This window comes from Kineococcus sp. NBC_00420 (genome assembly GCF_036021035.1).
Taxonomy (GTDB): Bacteria; Actinomycetota; Actinomycetes; order Actinomycetales; family Kineococcaceae; genus Kineococcus.
The window spans coordinates 4,969,190-4,985,443 of record NZ_CP107930.1 but is presented as its reverse complement, the minus strand read 5'-3'; the positions used below and the strand labels follow the sequence as shown (position 1 = coordinate 4,985,443).

The 16,254-nt window shown below is 68.1% G+C and carries 15 protein-coding genes and 1 tRNA gene; 9 read left to right on the top strand and 7 right to left on the bottom strand.

The window, feature by feature from the left end; all coding sequences use genetic code 11:
* Positions 1 to 59: 59 nt before the first annotated feature.
* A complete protein-coding gene (locus tag OG218_RS24335; RefSeq protein ID WP_328295796.1) occupies positions 60 to 395 on the top strand; it encodes a YnfA family protein in 336 nt (111 codons plus the stop codon).
* A gap of 52 nt (positions 396 to 447) precedes the next feature.
* On the top strand, positions 448 to 1,023 hold the full coding sequence (locus OG218_RS24330) for a TetR/AcrR family transcriptional regulator (protein WP_328295795.1): 576 nt from the start codon (positions 448 to 450) through the stop codon (positions 1,021 to 1,023).
* A 12-nt stretch (positions 1,024 to 1,035) separates the two neighbouring features.
* Here the strand turns inward: OG218_RS24330 and OG218_RS24325 are convergent, their stop codons facing one another.
* A complete protein-coding gene (locus tag OG218_RS24325) occupies positions 1,036 to 2,574 on the bottom strand; it encodes an APC family permease (protein ID WP_328295794.1) in 1,539 nt (512 codons plus the stop codon).
* Positions 2,575 to 2,916: 342 nt separating this feature from the next.
* Between OG218_RS24325 and OG218_RS24320 the strand changes: the two genes are divergently transcribed.
* Both OG218_RS24320 and OG218_RS24315 read left to right on the top strand, forming a co-directional pair.
* Entirely contained in the window at positions 2,917 to 3,954 is a 1,038-nt protein-coding gene (locus OG218_RS24320) for a hypothetical protein (RefSeq protein WP_328295793.1), read from the top strand.
* A 243-nt stretch (positions 3,955 to 4,197) separates the two neighbouring features.
* A complete protein-coding gene (locus OG218_RS24315) occupies positions 4,198 to 5,694 on the top strand; it encodes a HEPN domain-containing protein (RefSeq protein ID WP_328295792.1) in 1,497 nt (498 codons plus the stop codon).
* A 297-nt stretch (positions 5,695 to 5,991) separates the two neighbouring features.
* On the opposite strand, the gene OG218_RS24310 is transcribed toward OG218_RS24315, so the two are convergent.
* Genes OG218_RS24310 through OG218_RS24300 form a run of 3 tightly spaced genes read right to left on the bottom strand, consistent with a single transcriptional unit; the run spans position 5,992 to position 7,436 of the window.
* Positions 5,992 to 6,420 carry an arsenate-mycothiol transferase ArsC gene (locus OG218_RS24310; protein ID WP_328295791.1) on the bottom strand — a complete coding sequence of 143 codons (429 nt, stop codon included), beginning with the start codon at positions 6,418 to 6,420 and terminating at the stop codon, positions 5,992 to 5,994.
* Between the two features lie 49 nt (positions 6,421 to 6,469).
* Complete coding sequence (locus OG218_RS24305; RefSeq protein ID WP_328295790.1) at positions 6,470 to 7,036, bottom strand: GNAT family N-acetyltransferase; 567 nt, start codon at positions 7,034 to 7,036, stop codon at positions 6,470 to 6,472.
* A 7-nt stretch (positions 7,037 to 7,043) separates the two neighbouring features.
* Positions 7,044 to 7,436: an ArsR/SmtB family transcription factor gene (locus OG218_RS24300; protein ID WP_328295789.1), complete on the bottom strand. Its 393-nt coding sequence runs from the start codon at positions 7,434 to 7,436 to the stop codon at positions 7,044 to 7,046.
* Between the two features lie 104 nt (positions 7,437 to 7,540).
* On the opposite strand from OG218_RS24300, the gene arsB reads away from it, so the two are divergent.
* From arsB to OG218_RS24285, 3 genes are read left to right on the top strand one after another with little or no spacing between them, the layout of a single operon-like run.
* Positions 7,541 to 8,665: an ACR3 family arsenite efflux transporter gene (arsB, locus tag OG218_RS24295; RefSeq protein WP_328295788.1), complete on the top strand. Its 1,125-nt coding sequence runs from the start codon at positions 7,541 to 7,543 to the stop codon at positions 8,663 to 8,665.
* Positions 8,666 to 8,692: 27 nt separating this feature from the next.
* Positions 8,693 to 10,153: an NAD(P)-binding domain-containing protein gene (locus OG218_RS24290; RefSeq protein WP_328295787.1), complete on the top strand. Its 1,461-nt coding sequence runs from the start codon at positions 8,693 to 8,695 to the stop codon at positions 10,151 to 10,153.
* 14 nt (positions 10,154 to 10,167) lie between these two features.
* Positions 10,168 to 11,358: an MFS transporter gene (locus OG218_RS24285; protein WP_328295786.1), complete on the top strand. Its 1,191-nt coding sequence runs from the start codon at positions 10,168 to 10,170 to the stop codon at positions 11,356 to 11,358.
* 370 nt (positions 11,359 to 11,728) lie between these two features.
* Here OG218_RS24285 and OG218_RS24280 read toward each other — a convergent pair whose 3' ends face one another.
* Positions 11,729 to 13,543, bottom strand: coding sequence for a bifunctional DNA primase/polymerase (locus OG218_RS24280; RefSeq protein WP_328295785.1), 1,815 nt, complete (start codon positions 13,541 to 13,543; stop codon positions 11,729 to 11,731).
* A gap of 186 nt (positions 13,544 to 13,729) precedes the next feature.
* Complete coding sequence (locus tag OG218_RS24275; protein ID WP_328295784.1) at positions 13,730 to 13,930, bottom strand: helix-turn-helix domain-containing protein; 201 nt, start codon at positions 13,928 to 13,930, stop codon at positions 13,730 to 13,732.
* 204 nt (positions 13,931 to 14,134) lie between these two features.
* Here OG218_RS24275 and OG218_RS24270 point away from each other — a divergent pair, with 204 nt between their 5' ends.
* Positions 14,135 to 14,905, top strand: coding sequence for a hypothetical protein (locus OG218_RS24270; protein ID WP_328295783.1), 771 nt, complete (start codon positions 14,135 to 14,137; stop codon positions 14,903 to 14,905).
* Positions 14,902 to 16,035 (top strand): tyrosine-type recombinase/integrase, encoded by a 1,134-nt coding sequence (locus OG218_RS24265; RefSeq protein WP_328295782.1) that lies wholly within the window; start codon positions 14,902 to 14,904, stop codon positions 16,033 to 16,035. The genes OG218_RS24270 and OG218_RS24265 overlap by 4 nt, the downstream gene beginning before the upstream one ends.
* Positions 16,036 to 16,133: 98 nt before the next feature.
* On the opposite strand, the gene OG218_RS24260 is transcribed toward OG218_RS24265, so the two are convergent.
* Positions 16,134 to 16,210, bottom strand: a tRNA-Pro gene (locus OG218_RS24260).
* Positions 16,211 to 16,254 lie beyond the last annotated feature (44 nt).

Below are 16,254 nucleotides of genomic sequence, written 5' to 3'. Positions count from 1 at the left end.
CGCGACGGGACCGCTCACCGGAGCGGTCCCGTCGTGCGTTCGCGGGTAGGTTCCGCCCCGTGGACGCCCTGCGCTCGATCTCCCTGTTCGTGCTCGCCGCCCTGCTGGAGATCGGCGGGGCGTGGCTGGTCTGGCAGGGCGTGCGCGAGCACCGCGGGATCGCCTGGATCGGCGCGGGGGTCATCGCCCTCGGTCTCTACGGGTTCGCCGCGACGTTGCAGCCGAACGCGCAGTTCGGACGCGTCCTCGCCGCCTACGGCGGGGTGTTCGTGGCCGGCTCGCTGCTCTGGGGCGCGCTCGTCGACGGGTACCGCCCGGACCGCTTCGACGTCGCCGGGGCACTGGTCTGCCTCGTCGGCGTGGGCCTGATCGTGTACGCCCCCCGCCCGTCGTAGCGGCGCCCGGACGCCGACACCCGTCGCGCACGTCGAACGGTAGGGTCGGACGGTGGACGCTCGAGCTCGGCGCAGTTTCGAGCGACTCTCGGCCGCGGTGCTCGAACTGGCCGCGGTCAAGAACCCGGAGACCCTGTCCGTCGCGGAGATCGCCCGCGCCGCGGGGGTGCACCGGTCCACGTTCTACGAGCACAGCGACTCCCCTTCCGGCCTGCTCCGCGCGGTGCTGCGCGGGGAGCTGGACGAGGCCCGCGAACGCTTCCTGGGCGGGGCGCACGAGCGCGCGTGGGACGTCGCCGTCCGCGACACCACGCTCGCGGTGCTGCACCACCTCGAGAGCCACCGCGACGTCTACCTGCGCAGCCTCGCGAGCGCCGCGGACGCCTCGTTGCGCTCGCTGTTGAGCGAGCACTTCCGTGCCTCCATCCGTCTCCTCGTCGAGCGCGGGGCGGTCCGCTCCCCCGTCGCCGACCCGGAGCTCGTGGCCCGCTTCGTGGCCGACGGCACGGTCGGTGCGGTCTCGGTGTGGCTCGCGGGCGAGGCCCCCCGCGACCCGGAGGCGTTCCTCGACGACTTCGCCCTGCTCGTGCCGCCGTGGTGGCCGCTGAGCCCCGACCACCCCGACTGAGGCGCCCGGCCCCTAGCGTCGGGACGCTTCCGGTTCCGCAAGGGGCACGGCGAGTTCGTCGCGGGCGCCGCCGACGGCCCGGCCCACGAGCGCCGCGGCGATCACGACGACGAGGGTGCCCACGGTGAACACCTCAAAGCTGCCCCGGCTGACCCCCCACTCGTCGAGGAAGTCGTAGTCGAGCCCCAGCCAGCCCTCCAGGACGCCCGGGACGATCGCCGCGACGGAGCCGAGGAGGACGAAGGCGTACATGATCGTCAGCAGGACGGTGTAGCCCCTGAGGCCGCCGGGGACCTGGTAGGGACGCGGGACGTCGTGCTTGTGCCGCAACCACATCATCGCGGGCAGGATGACGACGTAGCTGATGAGCAGGGTCGAGACCGCCTGGGTGAGGACCACCCCGAACACCGCGGCGGCCGTCCCGTGGACCAGGAGCGTGGCCGCGGCGAGGAAGACCGTCCCGACGCAGCCGGAGAGCAGGTTCATCCGGACCGGGGTGCCGAGGCGTCGGGAGAACTCGCCCAGCCTGGTCGTGAAGAAGGCGCCGTCGCCGGCGGCCACGGCCTGCATCCGGTCGGTGGCGATCATCCAGGCGCTGCCCTGGGTCAGCAGCGCGTAGACGAAGGCCAGCCCCGTGACGGTCAGCAGGACCCCCGAGGCAGGCCCGAAGACCGCGTAGCTCTCCTCTATGGCCTGCATGACCCCGGAGTCGGCCGTGCGATCCGCCGGGGTGACCAGGATGATCGCCAGTACCGGGGCGAGGTAGGCGATGAGCGTGATGCCCGCACCGCGGGCGATGGCGACGGGGGTGTCCTTCTGCGCGTCGTGCATCTCCTCGGAGGCCGCGCTCGGCGCCTCGAAGCCGACGAAGGCGAAGAGGGCGACGGGCACGATGAGGAGGAACCCGGCGGCCGTGGGGCGCGCGCTCGACCAGTCGATCCCGGCCGAACCCACCTGCGCGACGTGGACGAGGGCCGTGACGGTCAGGCTCAGCAGGACGAAGAGCTTCGCGTAGGCGCCGGCGTTGATGAGGAGCTTGCCGCGCTTGAGGCTGACGATGGCCAGCAGGATCGCGACCCAGACGAAGGCGAGCTTCACGACGAAGTCACCGAGGGCCGAGGTCGGGGTGACGTACTCCGCCCACACCGACCCGGCGATGAAGGCCAGCGAACCCCCGAGCCAGATCGGGTTGGTGATCCAGTAGAGCATCACCGCGATCGAGGCCCAGGTCCGGCCGAAGGCCCGGCGCACCCACTGGTACGGGCCGCCCTCCTCGGGATACGTCGAGGAGGTCTCGGCGAAGACGAAGGCCGACGGGACGAGGAAGGCGATGCCGATGAACGCCGACCACACCAGACCCTCGGGTCCGCCGGCGGCCAGGACGGCGATGCTGTCCGCGCTGATGACGGCGGCGACGATGAAGAGGACGATGTCGCCGCGTCGCAACGTCTTCACCAGGCGGCTCTTCTGGACGCCGTGCGCGGAGTCCAGCGGGTCCGGCAGGTCCGGCAGGTCCGGCAGGTCCGGGCCGCCGCGTCGTTCGTGGCTCACTGTGCTCCGATGCTCGAGGGTGGAGCGCAGTGTGGCCCAAGCGTGTTACCGGCAGGTTTCGGATCCACCCGTTCGCCCCCGTGGCCGGCCGCGGCCCGGAGGGAGACCCCGGGAACGACGAAGCGGGTGCCCGCCCGAAGACGAACACCCGCTCTGACCTGCGTTTCCGCTGGTCGGGCTGACAGGATTTGAACCTGCGACCCCTTGACCCCCAGATATGGGCGGGAGGTCCAGGGGTGTCCGGCACCGTCCGAGTTTGCCCAGGTCAGAGCGGGTGACTGTCCGCTAGTGGTCGCAGGAATCCGGCTGTGTCCAGGTCGCGCTGCTGTCATCGTTGCTGTCGTGGAGAGCGATGCGAGCGATGGCCTCCTCCCTGTGGAGGATGACATCGCAACAGATGGGACGACAGACCCCTCGCGGTCCTGGGACGCAGGTGCGGACTTCGTCGGCGACTTACATGAGTGCCTGCTCTCCCTGGTCCCCCATCACCCGTCGGACCGAGATGCAGTCGCCGTCCGGTCCGTTGAAGACCTGCTGTTGGACTACCTCACCTGGTCCGAGCGCAAGATCACTCCGCGGCCCCGGCGGGTGCACCTGTCCGACGCCCTAAGGACTGGGGAGCATCTGCACCGCGGTGAGATCAGCCCCGGACTGCGGCAGGTGCTGTACCTAGCGCGAACGGGCGGTGACCTTTCCCCCTACCTCAGCAAGCAGACCAAGTACGCGTACGCGCGCCGGAAAAGGCCGAACAAGCCGCTGAAGCGGGGCTTGGACCTACTCCTGCACGCTTGGGGGATCCATCACCTGCACCTCTCGATGCAGCACGAGGACGATGGCTTCGCTGTGCGCACCGAGCAGGTCCTGATGGTGATCGTGAGACAGGCCGACTTCTTCGCCATCGACGTGGTCGTCCACGACTCCGGCGACTCGGGAGACCCCCACTGGACCGTCAACGAGGAGTTGCTGCGGACGGTGGCCCGCAGCTGGCCGACGGTAGACCTGCTGAACCGTTCAATGATCGCAACCGGCCTCGCGGGGCCGCCCCACTCCCCGGACGACTTGCTCCAGCTTCGGAAGGCGCACGTGAGCACGTTCCACGCCTTCGACGGGGCGGTCTTCCATCCCAGGCTCCTCAGCATCGCCGGGACGCCCATGGACCTGGGGGAACGTGCGGCGCAGTTGCTCAGTGGAGTGAGGGAACTGCAGGAGCGGCTTTCGCGAGACGGTGGGACCTGGTTCCGACGGCTGATGACCGAGGAAGCGGGCCTTCTCCTGCCCGCGTCGCCTCGGTGGACCTTGGGGATCGATCAGGGAGTGATCGCGCTCACGGAGCACTCGTCCGACCTGTTGGTCCGCTGCCGAGACCTGACTTTGGCGTAGGTACGAGCGCCGGGGTCATCTGCGGGGCCGCTCCTGGCGCAGGTAGATGGCGAGCCATGTCGTATTGCGTACGATGTTGCTGGCGGTCGACACCTGCTCTGCGCCTGTCGTTTGAGTCTTGACGACGACCGTCATCAGTGGGGCTTTGTCAGTAGCGACCGACCGCTACTGACAAAACCCCGTAACTGACCAAAACCTCAGTTTCGCCCCGGCTCCGCCTATGGGCGCCCTAGCATCGCTCTTATGACGGGTGCTGAGCTGGATGGCCTCCTGGAGGATGGCGCCGAGGGTCGATTTTGGAGCGAGGGCGGAAGTCAAGTTCCGGGGAAGCTCACACGAGGATCAGGGGGCGTCCAAGTCGTCACGCAAGGCGCCGCCCGTACGTCGCATGGGCTCCACCGAAAGCAGGGCGATGGTTTCATCGAAATTACTTCGAGCGGTGACCCCAAAGACTTGGTCGCTGACAATGACCCCATACCTCTGCTGGGCGTGCTGGACGACGGTCGAAAAGTTACTATCTCGGATGCACGCCTTGCCTCTGTTCCATGGCCCCCGCCGGGACAAACACTGTATGGCAAGGTTCTGCTTGTTGGCGCCCATGCACCGACGTCCGCGACAACCTTCGTAGGTGCGCGCTTCTCGCTTCCCGAGGCGCGCATCTGGCGTGGCATTTTTCCTGACAGCCCTGAAGTGGATGTAACTCTGACCGAGGGAATTGGTAAGCTTCGGGCTTTCACCGACGGCGCAGACAGCTGGCTCGAACTCACGATGGACGTTGGATTTACCGACTTTGAGTGGCAGCGCCAGTTTGTAGGCCGATGCGTCACGTTGCTGCGCTTGTGGACCAATATCGCTTGGCGTGAGCAGCGCGTACAGCTGCTACCGAGCACAGGAGAACCGTGGGTAGACCGCGTGTTCGTCGGTGAGAGAAAGTCGGAAACTTCCATATCGCAGGATTGCCTACTCGCGCCGGCGCGATTGAAATTGTCAGTAGTTGCTGACGCGCTCGGCCTGTTCCAACGGTTGGCGCCTATACCCGACATGGCGAGCAAACATCTCATGTACGAGGTCACTCTGGAGCTGGCAGTCCTTGCGAACGCAAGTTCGCTCGAAGGTTTGCATCGGCGCTGCCGAGGGGACGTCAAACCTTACGCAACTTTGAACGACAAGAGGACTAGAAAGGTCGCTCTCGCGGCGGCGGAAGCTGCCGCGGACAAGATGGTCGAGTTGGGCGCCATCTCAGCGAACCAACGCAGTCAGTCGCTGAAGCACCTGAAGATGAGCTTCAAGTTTTTCAACTACCCCGACTTCAAGGACCGATTGCGGGACTTCGTTGGGCCCGCAGAAATTGTAGCCCCCGGCCTAATTGGGCAAGATCACGAGTATTGGATCTCTACTGTCGTTTCAGTGAGAAACTTTGAGGCACATCGTTTCGAGAAGGAACCACGAGATTACCAAGAGCAGATCGACGAGTATTACCAGCTGGCTACCTCGACAGAATGGGTTCTGCGACTTGTTCTCTTGCTAGAGCTGGGAGTCCCTCTTGTAGAACTGCGAAGCCGTCTACGCGATCACCAGCGGTTCCAGTATGCGCTGGCCAATATGGACGCTTGCGAGTTCTCCTGGCCAGGATCGCGCCTCGCGGAGTACCGCGCCGGGACCACCCCATCGGTCGGCACGTCTTACTGGATTGCCTCCTCCCCGTTGGCCAGCATGGCTTACGCAGCAGGCGTCCTATGACGAAGCAGGTGACGCCAGCGCAGAGAATTTTGGTCAGTAGCGGCGCGAGCAGCTATCGACGAGGCCTCACTGCGCGCGTTGTTGCATCCGCGACAGCGAAGGTGAGAATTTGATTGCGTTGGCATTGGGTCCGCGAAGGTGGGTACGTCGCTCGACCCGTTTACGAGGTGATCGTGCCTGCGGAGCATGCGCCGAAGTTGGGTCGCTTTCACACGGTGCTCCTGACTGTTCGCCACCGCACCGCACCACCAGCACCGCGGAGGCTGCCGATTCTCCTGTCTGGCCTCGCCGGGGCCGTCAGCCATCAGACCCTGCCGACACTGTCTTCAGGCGCTCCGTGAGCTGCTTGACCCGGCGGGCGATGTCGTCGCGGACGAGCCGCATCCGCTCCATGCCCTCGATCCCGCGCAGGGACGGCTCGTCGGTCTCCCAGACCTCGACGGGGGTGCCGCCGACGGGCTCGACCTTCGCCTCGGCGCCGAGCACGACGACCAGGTCAGCCGAGCGGATCAGGTCGTCGGTCAACTGCTTCGGACGCCCGGCGCTGATGTCCACGCCGGCTTCGGTCAGGCTTTCAACCGACAGGGCGTTGAGCTTGTCGCCGGCCTTGGTGCCAGCGGAGTCGACGGTCACGGCGTCCCCGGCGGCCTGGCGCATGAGGCCGGCGGCCATCTGCGACTTCCCGCCGTTCTTCACGCACACGAAGAGGATGTGGGGCTTGGGCACGACGATCTCCTGGGAAAGTGACGGATTCGGGAGCAAGACGGCGTAGAAGTCAGCGGGCTGACGAGGCTGCGGTACCCGCGACGGGGCTGCGGCGCTCGATGAGGACGGTGTCGCGCCACTGACCGGCGAGCGGGCCGTAGGTCATGAGGGCGATGCGCTCCCGGCGACCGACCTCGCGGAAGCCGGCCGCTCGGTGCAGGGCAACGCTGGCGAGGTTCTCGGGGAACAGGGAGGACTGGATGGTCCAAATGCCGCTGTCCTCGGTGGCGGCGACCAGCTCATCGAGCAGTCGCCGCCCGACGCCACGACCGCGAGCGCCGGGGGCGACGTAGAGGGAGTGCTCGACGACGCCCGCGTAGACCGGGCGGGACGAGACGGGCGAGACCGCGACCCAGCCGAGCAGGGTGCCGCGCTCATCACGGGCGACGAGCCGGTGGTCGGGGTGCCTGCTGGCGTCGAAGGCGGCCCAAGTGGCTGGTGGGTCGGCTTCGAAGGTCGCGTGGCCGGTGGCGATGCCGTCGATGTAGACGGTGCGGACCTCGGGCCAGTCCGGCTCGATGAGCGGGAAGACGACGATGTCGTGCGGGCCGTAGAGCTGCGGCGCGGGAGTGGTCACGGTGCGCTCAGCAGGCGGGGGTGCCGGTGGTATGACCCGACGGTGCAGTCAGGACGGCCGCGATGGCATTCATCGCCTCCGGCACGAGGGTGTAGTACGCCCAGACGCCCCTCTTCTCGCGGGTGAGCAGGCCGGCGTCGACGAGGACCTTCAGGTGGTGGGACACGGTGGGCTGGCTTAGGCCCAGCGGTTCGATGAGGTCGCAGACGCAGGCCTCGCCGCCCTCGTGGGCGGCGACCAGGGAGAGCAGGCGTAGGCGGGCGGGGTCCGCGAGCGCCTTCATGGTGCGCGAGAGGGTGGTGGCGGCCTCGGCGCTGAGCGGCTGCCGAGCCAGGGGCGCGCAGCATGCGACAGCATCGGCGCTTGCTGTTGCGGCGATCGGCAGGGTCGAGGTGGCCATGGACCCAGCATGCCATCAGGCATCCATGGCTGTCGATATTGACAGGCGCCGATGCCTACCGTCAGGGTGGGTCATCGACAGCCATCGATGTAGAGGACTTGCTGATGAGCGACCTGGTCGCTGAGAACCCCCATGGTAGCACCGAGACCCCGGTCCTGGCGCGCCTGTCGGTGCTGGACCGCTTCCTGCCAGTGTGGATCATCGCAGCGATGGCCGTCGGGCTGTTGCTGGGCCGACTCGTCCACGGCCTCGACGACGCCCTCAGCGCGGTGGAGGTGGGCTCGGTGAGCCTGCCCATCGCCATCGGGCTGCTGCTGATGATGTACCCGGTGCTGGCGAAGGTCCGCTACTCCGAGACAGGGCGCATCGCCGCCGACCGCCGGCTCATGGTCAGCTCCCTGGTCCTGAATTGGCTCATCGGCCCCGCCCTGATGTTCGCCCTGGCCTGGCTGCTACTGCCGGACCAGCCGGAGTACCGCACGGGACTGGTCATCGTCGGTCTGGCCCGCTGCATCGCCATGGTGCTGATCTGGAACGACTTGTCCTGCGGGGACCGGGAAGCCGCCGCGGTGCTGGTGGCGATCAACTCCGTGTTCCAGGTCTTCGCCTTCGCCGCACTGGGCTGGTTCTACCTGCAGATCCTGCCGGGCTGGCTGGGTCTGGAGACCACGAGCGTGGAGTTCTCCGTCGGCGCGATCGTCGTCTCGGTGCTGGTGTTCCTCGGCATCCCGCTGGTGGCCGGTTTCCTGACCCGCACGCTGGGGGAACGGACCAGGGGACGCGCCTGGTACGAGGACCGCTTCCTGCCGAAGATCGGCCCGGTCGCTCTCTACGGGTTGCTGTTCACCATCGTGATGCTCTTCGCCCTGCAGGGTGACGCGATCACCTCCCAGCCGGGCGACGTGGCTCGCATCGCGCTGCCGCTGCTGGCCTACTTCGTGATCATGTTCACCGGGTCCTTCGCGCTGGGGAAGGCGATCGGACTGAGCTACGCGAAGACCTCGACGCTGTCTTTCACCGCAACGGGCAACAACTTCGAACTCGCCATCGCGGTGGCCATCGGCACCTTCGGCGTCACCTCCGGTCAGGCCTTGGCCGGGGTCGTCGGGCCGCTGATCGAGGTGCCGGTACTGGTGGCCTTCGTCTACGTCGCCCTATGGGCCGGACGTCGCTTCTTCCCCGGTGATCCCACGGTGCCCGCGAGCGCCGCGGTCTCGTCCCGTCGTTGACCTTCCCCACCTCGAAGGAGAACAGCCATGTCCACTCCTACCGTCACCGTCGACCGCAGTGACCTGCCGGTCATCGTGATCGGTGCCGGGCCGGTCGGCCTGGCCGCTGCGGCGCACCTGCTGGAACGGGGCCTCGACCCGCTGGTGCTGGAAGCCGGTGACGACGTCGGGTCCGCGGTGCGGGCCTGGTCGCACGTCCGGCTCTTCTCCCCATGGCGGTACAACCTCGACGCCGCGGCGGTGCGCCTGCTGGAACCGACCGGTTGGACGAGGCCGAAGCCGACGGGATTGCCGACCGGCGGTGACCTCGTCGTGCAGTATCTCGCCCCCTTGGCGGCCGTCCCCACGCTGGCACCGCGCATCCGGACCGGCGAGCGCGTCATCGCCATCAGCCGTGCCGGGATGGACAAGACGCACAACCACGAGCGCAGCGACCGGCCGTTCCTCGTCCGAACGCAGGCCTCAAACGGCATGGTCGTCGACTACCAGGCGCAGGCGGTCATCGACGCCTCCGGGACGTGGGGACAGTCGAACCCCTTGGGTGCCGCGGGGCTGCCCGCGATCGGGGAAGCGGAGGCCGGTGACCACCTCAGCGGTCCCCTGCCCGATGTCCTCGGCGCGGACCGGGCACGCTTCGCCGGTCGCCGGGTGCTGGTCGTCGGGGCCGGGCACTCCGCGACGAACACGCTGTTGGACCTCGTCGCCCTGGCCGAGCAGGATCCCGGCACCGTCATCACCTGGGCCGTCCGTGGCGCGTCGGTGGCCCGCACGTTCGGTGGCGGGGACCGCGACGGGCTTCCCGCCCGCGGCGCTCTGGGCTCACGGTTGCGGACCGCAGTGGAGGCCGACCGCGTCGAGCTGCTGACCGAGGTGACGATCACCGCCCTGGAGATGTCTGGTGACGCGGTAGCTGTCGCTACTTCGTCACCGACCGGGGATCGTCGGCTGTCCGCGGACGTCGTGGTGGCCGCGACCGGTTTCCGGCCCGACCTGGCGATGCTGCGCGAGCTGCGTCTGGACCTGGACCCCGGCGTCGAAGCCCCCCGCCGCTTGGCCCCGCTCATCGACCCGGAGTTTCACTCCTGCGGGACCGTCCCGGCGCACGGCGCGGACGTGCTGGCCCACCCGGACACGGACTTCTTCATCGTCGGAATGAAGTCCTACGGACGTGCGCCGACCTTCCTGCTGGCCACCGGCTACGAGCAGGTGCGCTCGATCGCCGCTGCCCTGGCTGGGGACGCCGCTGCTGCCGCCGATGTACAGCTCGACCTGCCCGAGACGGGGGTGTGCTCCTCGGCACCGCCGATGATCTCAGCCGACGGCTCCCTGGACATCAACGAGTCCGCGAGCGCCGGGTGCTGTGCCGAACCGGCGGATGCGGAGCCGGTCTCCATCGGGTTCCCCACCGGCTTGGCTCACGGGCGCGCCGGCGAGCGCGAGGCCCGTGTCGGACGATGTCGCGACGTCGCCGGTCATCCCTGCCGATGACACTGACGGCAGACGTGCCGATCGTCGAGGCGCAGGTGCAGCCGCAACTCCGGCTGGCTCTGGCCACGCTGTGCGTGACCGAGGTCGTGTCCTGGGGGGTGACGTACTACGCCTTCCCCGTGCTGTTGTCGGCCATCACCGCGGACACGGGCTGGTCAGCCAGCGGGGCCAGCGCGGCCTTCTCCCTGGGGCTTCTCGTCTCGGCGGTCGCTGGGGTCCCGGTCGGGAGATGGCTCGACCGGTTCGGGCCGCGGAAGGTGATGACGGTCGGATCGGTGTTGGCCGTCATCGCCATGGTCGCCGTGGCCAGCGCGACGTCCCTGCTGACGTTCGCGCTGGCGTGGGCGCTGGTGGGCCTCGCCATGTCCGGCGTCCTGTACCCGCCGGCCTTCGCCGCGGTGACGGGCTGGTTCGGTGCCGAGCGGATGCGGGGCTTGCTGGTGCTGACGCTCGTGGCGGGCTTGTCGTCCACCGTCTTCGCCCCCCTGACTGCGGTGCTGGTCGAGAACTTCTCCTGGCGGACCAGCTACTTGCTGCTGACAGTGCTCCTGGTCGGGACCGTCCTCCTACATGGGTGGGGACTGCGAGCGCCCTGGGATCCAACGGCCCCGTCCCGCCGGTCCAGGGCACAGGTGCGTCACGTCGTGCGCAGTCGAGGTTTCATCGTGCTGGCGGTCGTCTTCACGACCTTGGCCTTAGCCTTCTACATGGCCAGCTTGGGGTTGGTGCCGCTGCTCGTGGAGCGAGGGTTCGACCACCGGCTCGCGGCGATGACCCTGGGGTTGCTGGGCGCCGGGCAGCTCGTCGGACGACTGCTCTACGGCCCGGTGGTCTGGAGCAGGTCCTCGACCACCGGGATCCTCCTCGTGGTCATCATCGCCGGCGGTTCGATCCTGGGTTTGGCGCTTCTCCCGCCGGTGGTCAGTTTGCTCATCACCGGCGCGGTCCTCTTCGGTGCGGCCAGGGGCGCCTTCACCTTGCTGCAGGCGAGCGTGGTCGCGGACCGGTGGGGTCAGCAGCACTACGGCGCGGTGGCGGGGGTGTTCGCAATGCCGATCACGACCGCGACGGCGTTGGCTCCGTGGGCAGCCGCAGCGGTGACCGGCGTCATGGGAAGCAACATCACCATGTACTTAGTGACCGCGGCCGTCTTGGGCCTGGTCGGTGTCCTATACGGGTTCAGCAACCTCGGAGGGCGGCACTAGGACGAGCGTTCAAGTGCCGCTCTTCAGCGGTCTGGCGTCCTTGCGGTGGCGTCACGGGCACGCAACCTTCCTTGGCCGGTGCCGACTCATCGTGAGGGGGAACCTGGCGTTGTTTACGCGATCCTCCGACCACTCGACGGCGAACCCGGGGGGGACCTCGTGACATGTCGAACTAACAGGTGTTACAAGAGCATTTTTTCTGCAGCCCCCCATCGCGAGAGAGAACCAGCCGTGGTGTACCTCCCACACGGGCGTTCCCATCCTGCAAAAAGGGGGGGGGGAGCCGGGGCCTGCCCCCTGGTCCGTCCGTAAGGAACGGACCAGGGGCAGGTCCCGCTTGCGCAGGTGACCCTGCTGACCTTCGTTGACCTCAGGCCGCTGCGCTCGGCCCCTCGCCCGGTCGCGTTTCGCCGTCGCCCCCGGAGATGCGCTTCTTCCGCACCGCGACGGCGCTCGTGATGTCGTCGGTCTTCGCGGAGAAGCCGTCCTCCCGCAGAGCGGTCTGACACTTCGGCCGGCCCGCAGCGTCGGGGATCTGCAGTTCGTCCAGCCGCTGGATGATCTTTTCGATCCGGGAGTCCAGGGCTCCGACGACCGGGACGTGCCGCAGGGGCGCGCTCTCCCGCCTCAACATCATCTCCGCCGCACCGTGGTTGCCGCGACTATGCGTCCGCTGCAGCTTGACGATGTTGTGCCGCAGGACGCTGAGCCTCCAAACCGCGTCGACGTCGTCCGTCTTCGCGCTGCTGCCCCGCTGGCCGCGGGACTCCTCCTTACCGGCGTGGTCGAGTCGGAGGACCGCGATCCCCTGCGCCTTCAACCCGACGATGGTGTGGCGGTAGAAGGCTCGGAAGGTGTCGGCACGGTCTTCCTCCCCGCCGACGACCCGACTGACCGTGTCCAGCACGACGAGGTCGACCTGGTGCCGCTCAACGATGCCCAGGAGGGCAGCGCCTCCGTCGGGGGTGTCGAGCGGCGGCAGGGGCGGGAAGGGCAGGTACTTCAGGTTCTTCAACCCCCCCACGTACCCCAGGTCCCGGAGCCGCTGGTGCAGGTCATCGAGGGTGTTCTCCATGTCCACGTAGAGGACGCGGAGGGCGGGGCGGGCGGGGTTGCCGAGCACCGAGCCTCCGGTCGCGAGCGCCGCCACGATCTCCAGCGTGAGGAGGCTCTTACCCGCCTTCGCGGGGCTGTAGAGGGTGACGACGCGACCGGCCTCGATGAGGGGTTCGCACAGCCAGTCCGCTCCGGCCCTGGTTCCGGCGAAGAGTTCGGCCCAGTCGACCACGGGGTAGCGTTCGTCGATGTCGCGCGCGGAGATGGCCGGTTCGCTGTGGTGGGGGTACCGGTCGTAGACGTCCTTCAGCTTGGACTGCGCTTCCTGCAGCGTGATGGGGGTCTTCGCCTCCGGCGGTTGGGCGCACTGCTTCCATCGCCGCTCCATCAGGATGTCCGCCTCCTCGATGGGCAGCCCGGCGCGCAGGAGGTGACCGGCGTAGGAGACGAGCGCGTTGTGCCGCTCGCCTTCGCGGATCGGGCCGGTGTGCTTCTGGGTGCTGGACGAGGTCGACCTCGACGACGAGGCGGTGATCGGGGAGACGGACGTGACGCGGCTGCGGCGCTGGAGCGCGTCGTGCAGCCAGGTCGGGATCTCAGCGATCGGCGCCTCGTCGTCGAGGGCCTCGTACATCTCTCCGCTCTCGTGTCGGCTGCCCGGAGCCACGACGTACCCGCCGACGCCACGGACGTTGATGCCCTGGCCGGTCAGCAGACCCTCGTGGTTTCCGAGGGTCCCGTCCTGGTGGAAGTAGTAGTGGAACCCCCTACCGGTGCGCACCGTGTAGGTGGGCGGGATGGAGGCGCCCTGAGACGCGGCGAACGCGGCGAAGGCTCCGTCCTGGTCCTCGTCGATCACGAGCAAACCCGCCGGCCCGCACGCGATGCCGATGTTCCGCAGCCCCTGCGCGAAGATGGTCTTCAGCACCTCCTCGTCCGTCGTCGCCGTTTTGCTCCAGCGAGTGGTCGGGTGCTTCCCCCGCTTCCCGTCGCAGGGGGTGGTGGGGCCGTGCAGCCCGATGCACACCGGGAGATCCGGGTGGTCGAGGGGGAAGACGGGGCCGAGGGTTCGCGTGATCTGGACTGCGATGGTCCAGGTGGGCTCGTCCGGGGTGGAGCGGTTGTTCACGATGATCTCCTCCTCGCCCACGTACCTGCTTTACCGAAGCGAGGTCGGGCTGTGCCTCGTCAGGGGTACGTGGGACGATGTCGTTGCTTGTTGGTTCGTCCTCGTGCCGGCTCCCCGCCAGGAGCCGGCACGGTCGTTAGAGCTAGAGGCCGCAATCCAGGTATTGGATCCGACCGGGGTGGGACATCACTCCGGAGCGGCCCCCACCGCCGGGCGGTGCCGCAGCTTTTCGACGAAGGCCTGCAGGCTCTCCATGGGCACGAGGGTCCTCCGGCCCACCTTCACCGTCTCGATGTCGCCCGCGGTGATGAACTCGTACAGCTTCGAGCGGCCCAGGCCCAACTGTCGGTGGGCCTCCTGCACCGACAGCAGCAGCGGTTCCGTCATGCGGATCACTCCTCTGGTTATTGACGTCCGTCGTTGTCCGTGGGACGTTCTGTGTACACAGCGTCCCACGGTGGGTCGCGGGAAGCGAGTGAAAGTGCCCAGCAAGTGACCCCCCAGTTCCGCCCCACGGGTGCACTCCGGGGGGACTTGGTGATCCCCCAGCTGCCGGTTCAGCAGGTACAGCCCCTCGGCGACGGATGGCTCTTGCTGTCCGGTGCACCGGACCTGAAGGAGGTGCCGCCCGACTTCTACCTGCGGGAGATGTCGGCCTTCGCACCCTCGACCGACGACGGCATCGTGGAGTTCGTCCGCACCTGGGGACGTACTGCCGACGTCTTCTGGCGCGACCGGCCTGCAGGCGAGGAGTGGGACAACATCAGCCACCACCGGATGGAGCAGCTCCGCGGCGGCGACGAGCACCTGGGACAACGAGTCCGGCGAGAAGCCGCTGGAGCCCGGTTCGGTGTTGAAGAACGCGACCTCGTCGAGATCCAAGAGGTCCGGGAACGGTTGTCGACCGCCAAGGAGTGGGCGGATCGAATCCGGGCTTGGCAGCGTCCAGACGCCGAGCCCACCAAGACCACGGACAACGACGCGTACATCTTCGCCATGATGCTGACGCCCGCCCTGTCCGCGACGCAGGTCGCCTTGGACAGCGGCGGTGAGGACTACCTCGACTCGGTGATCAGCCGCCCGATGGTGACCGCGTACTCCGTCGCCGCCATGCAGTGCTTCAACGACGTCATGGCTCACACGCCTCTGTTGGTGTGCCACAACGAGACGTGCATCCTCCCGGATCGTCTCTTCGCACGACAGCGAGGCCGTGCCCAGCAGGGGCAGTACCGGACTGCCGGGCTGAAGTACTGCTCCAAGGAGTGCGGCAAGGCCCAGGGCGAACGCGAGCGCCGGAGGCGGGTCAAGGCAATGACCAACAAGGAGAAGGCGATGAAGATGTCGAAGCGGAGCAGCGAGTGAGCAAGCGCGCGAACGGCGAGGGGTCCATCTACAAGCGGAAGGACGGCCGCTGGGCCGCGGCGTTGTCCTACGTGGACGACAACGGGAAGACGGTCCGCAGGACCGTGTACGGCAAGACGCAGGCTGAGGCCCGGGCGAAACTGCGGGAAGCCCGCGACCGCGTCGAGGCTGGCGAGCCCGTCAAGGACAGCGCGATGACCACGGCGGCATGGCTGGCGGAGTGGGCCGCGGGGGCGCTGGCGGCCAGCGACCGCAAGCAGGCCACGAAGGACCTCTACGCGACCATCGCCCGCGTCCACCTGATGCCCACCATCGGGATGCGCAAGCTGTCGGCGCTGCGTCCCTCCGACGTCGAGGCGCTGGTCGTCGAGAGGCGGGCCTCCGGGCTGTCGACCTCCACGGTGCGCCAGATCTACACGGTGCTCCGGTCCGCTCTCGACGTCGCCGTGCGCGACGGGCTGGTCCGACGCAACGTGGCGGCGCTGGTGCCGCGACCGTCCGTGGAGCGGACCGAGGCCAAGTTCCTGACCCGTGAGCAGGCCGGCGCACTGCTGAGCGCCCTGCACGGTGAGCGCATCGAGCCCATCGTCAGGCTCATGCTGGCCACGGGACTCCGCCGAGGTGAGGCTCTGGGCCTGCACTGGCGGGACGTAGACCTCGACGCGGGGTCGCTGCGGGTCCGGTGGACGCTCTCCCGGACCAGCGCTGGACTGCGCCTGGGCGAACCGAAGACCGAGCAGTCACGCCGCACCATCCCGCTGCCGGGTGCCGCGGTCACCGCCCTCCGCGCCCACCGTGCCACCCAGCTGGCGGAACGCCTCGCTGCCGGCCCCAGCTGGACGGACTCCGACCTGGTCTTCGCCACGGAGGTCGGCACGCCGTTGGAGCCGCGCAACGTCCTCCGCCGCTTCACGACCGTCGCCAACACGGCGGGATTGGAGGGCATCGGTCTGCACACGCTGCGGCACTCCGCGGCGAGCTTCCTGCTGGCGATGGGCGCATCGACCAAGGTGGCGCAGGTACACCTCGGTCATGCGAACTACTCGATCACGGCCGATACGTACAGCCACGTCACGCCGGGCTTGGCCCGTGAGGCCGCTGACCTGCTCAACCTCGCCATCGACTGGTGAGGTGGTCTTCCAGCAGCCGTTGCTACATCGGTTGCTGTCACAACGACTGAGCGGGTGCCCGTCCGAAGACGAACACCCGCTCTGACCTGCGTTTCCGCTGGTCGGGCTGACAGGATTTGAACCTGCGACCCCTTGACCCCCAGTCAAGTGCGCTACCAAGCTGCGCCACAGCCCGATCGCTCCGAGGAACGACCACCCGGCCCCGTTCTTTGCGGGCCG

Coding starts and splice junctions, on each gene's coding strand:
- OG218_RS24315 (WP_328295792.1), top strand. CDS start 4,198: ATGACGGGTGCTGAGCTGGATGGCCTCCTGGAGGATGGCGCCGAGGGT.
- OG218_RS24300 (WP_328295789.1), bottom strand. CDS start 7,436: ATGGCCACCTCGACCCTGCCGATCGCCGCAACAGCAAGCGCCGATGCT.
- arsB (WP_328295788.1), top strand. CDS start 7,541: ATGAGCGACCTGGTCGCTGAGAACCCCCATGGTAGCACCGAGACCCCG.
- OG218_RS24290 (WP_328295787.1), top strand. CDS start 8,693: ATGTCCACTCCTACCGTCACCGTCGACCGCAGTGACCTGCCGGTCATC.
- OG218_RS24275 (WP_328295784.1), bottom strand. CDS start 13,930: ATGACGGAACCGCTGCTGCTGTCGGTGCAGGAGGCCCACCGACAGTTG.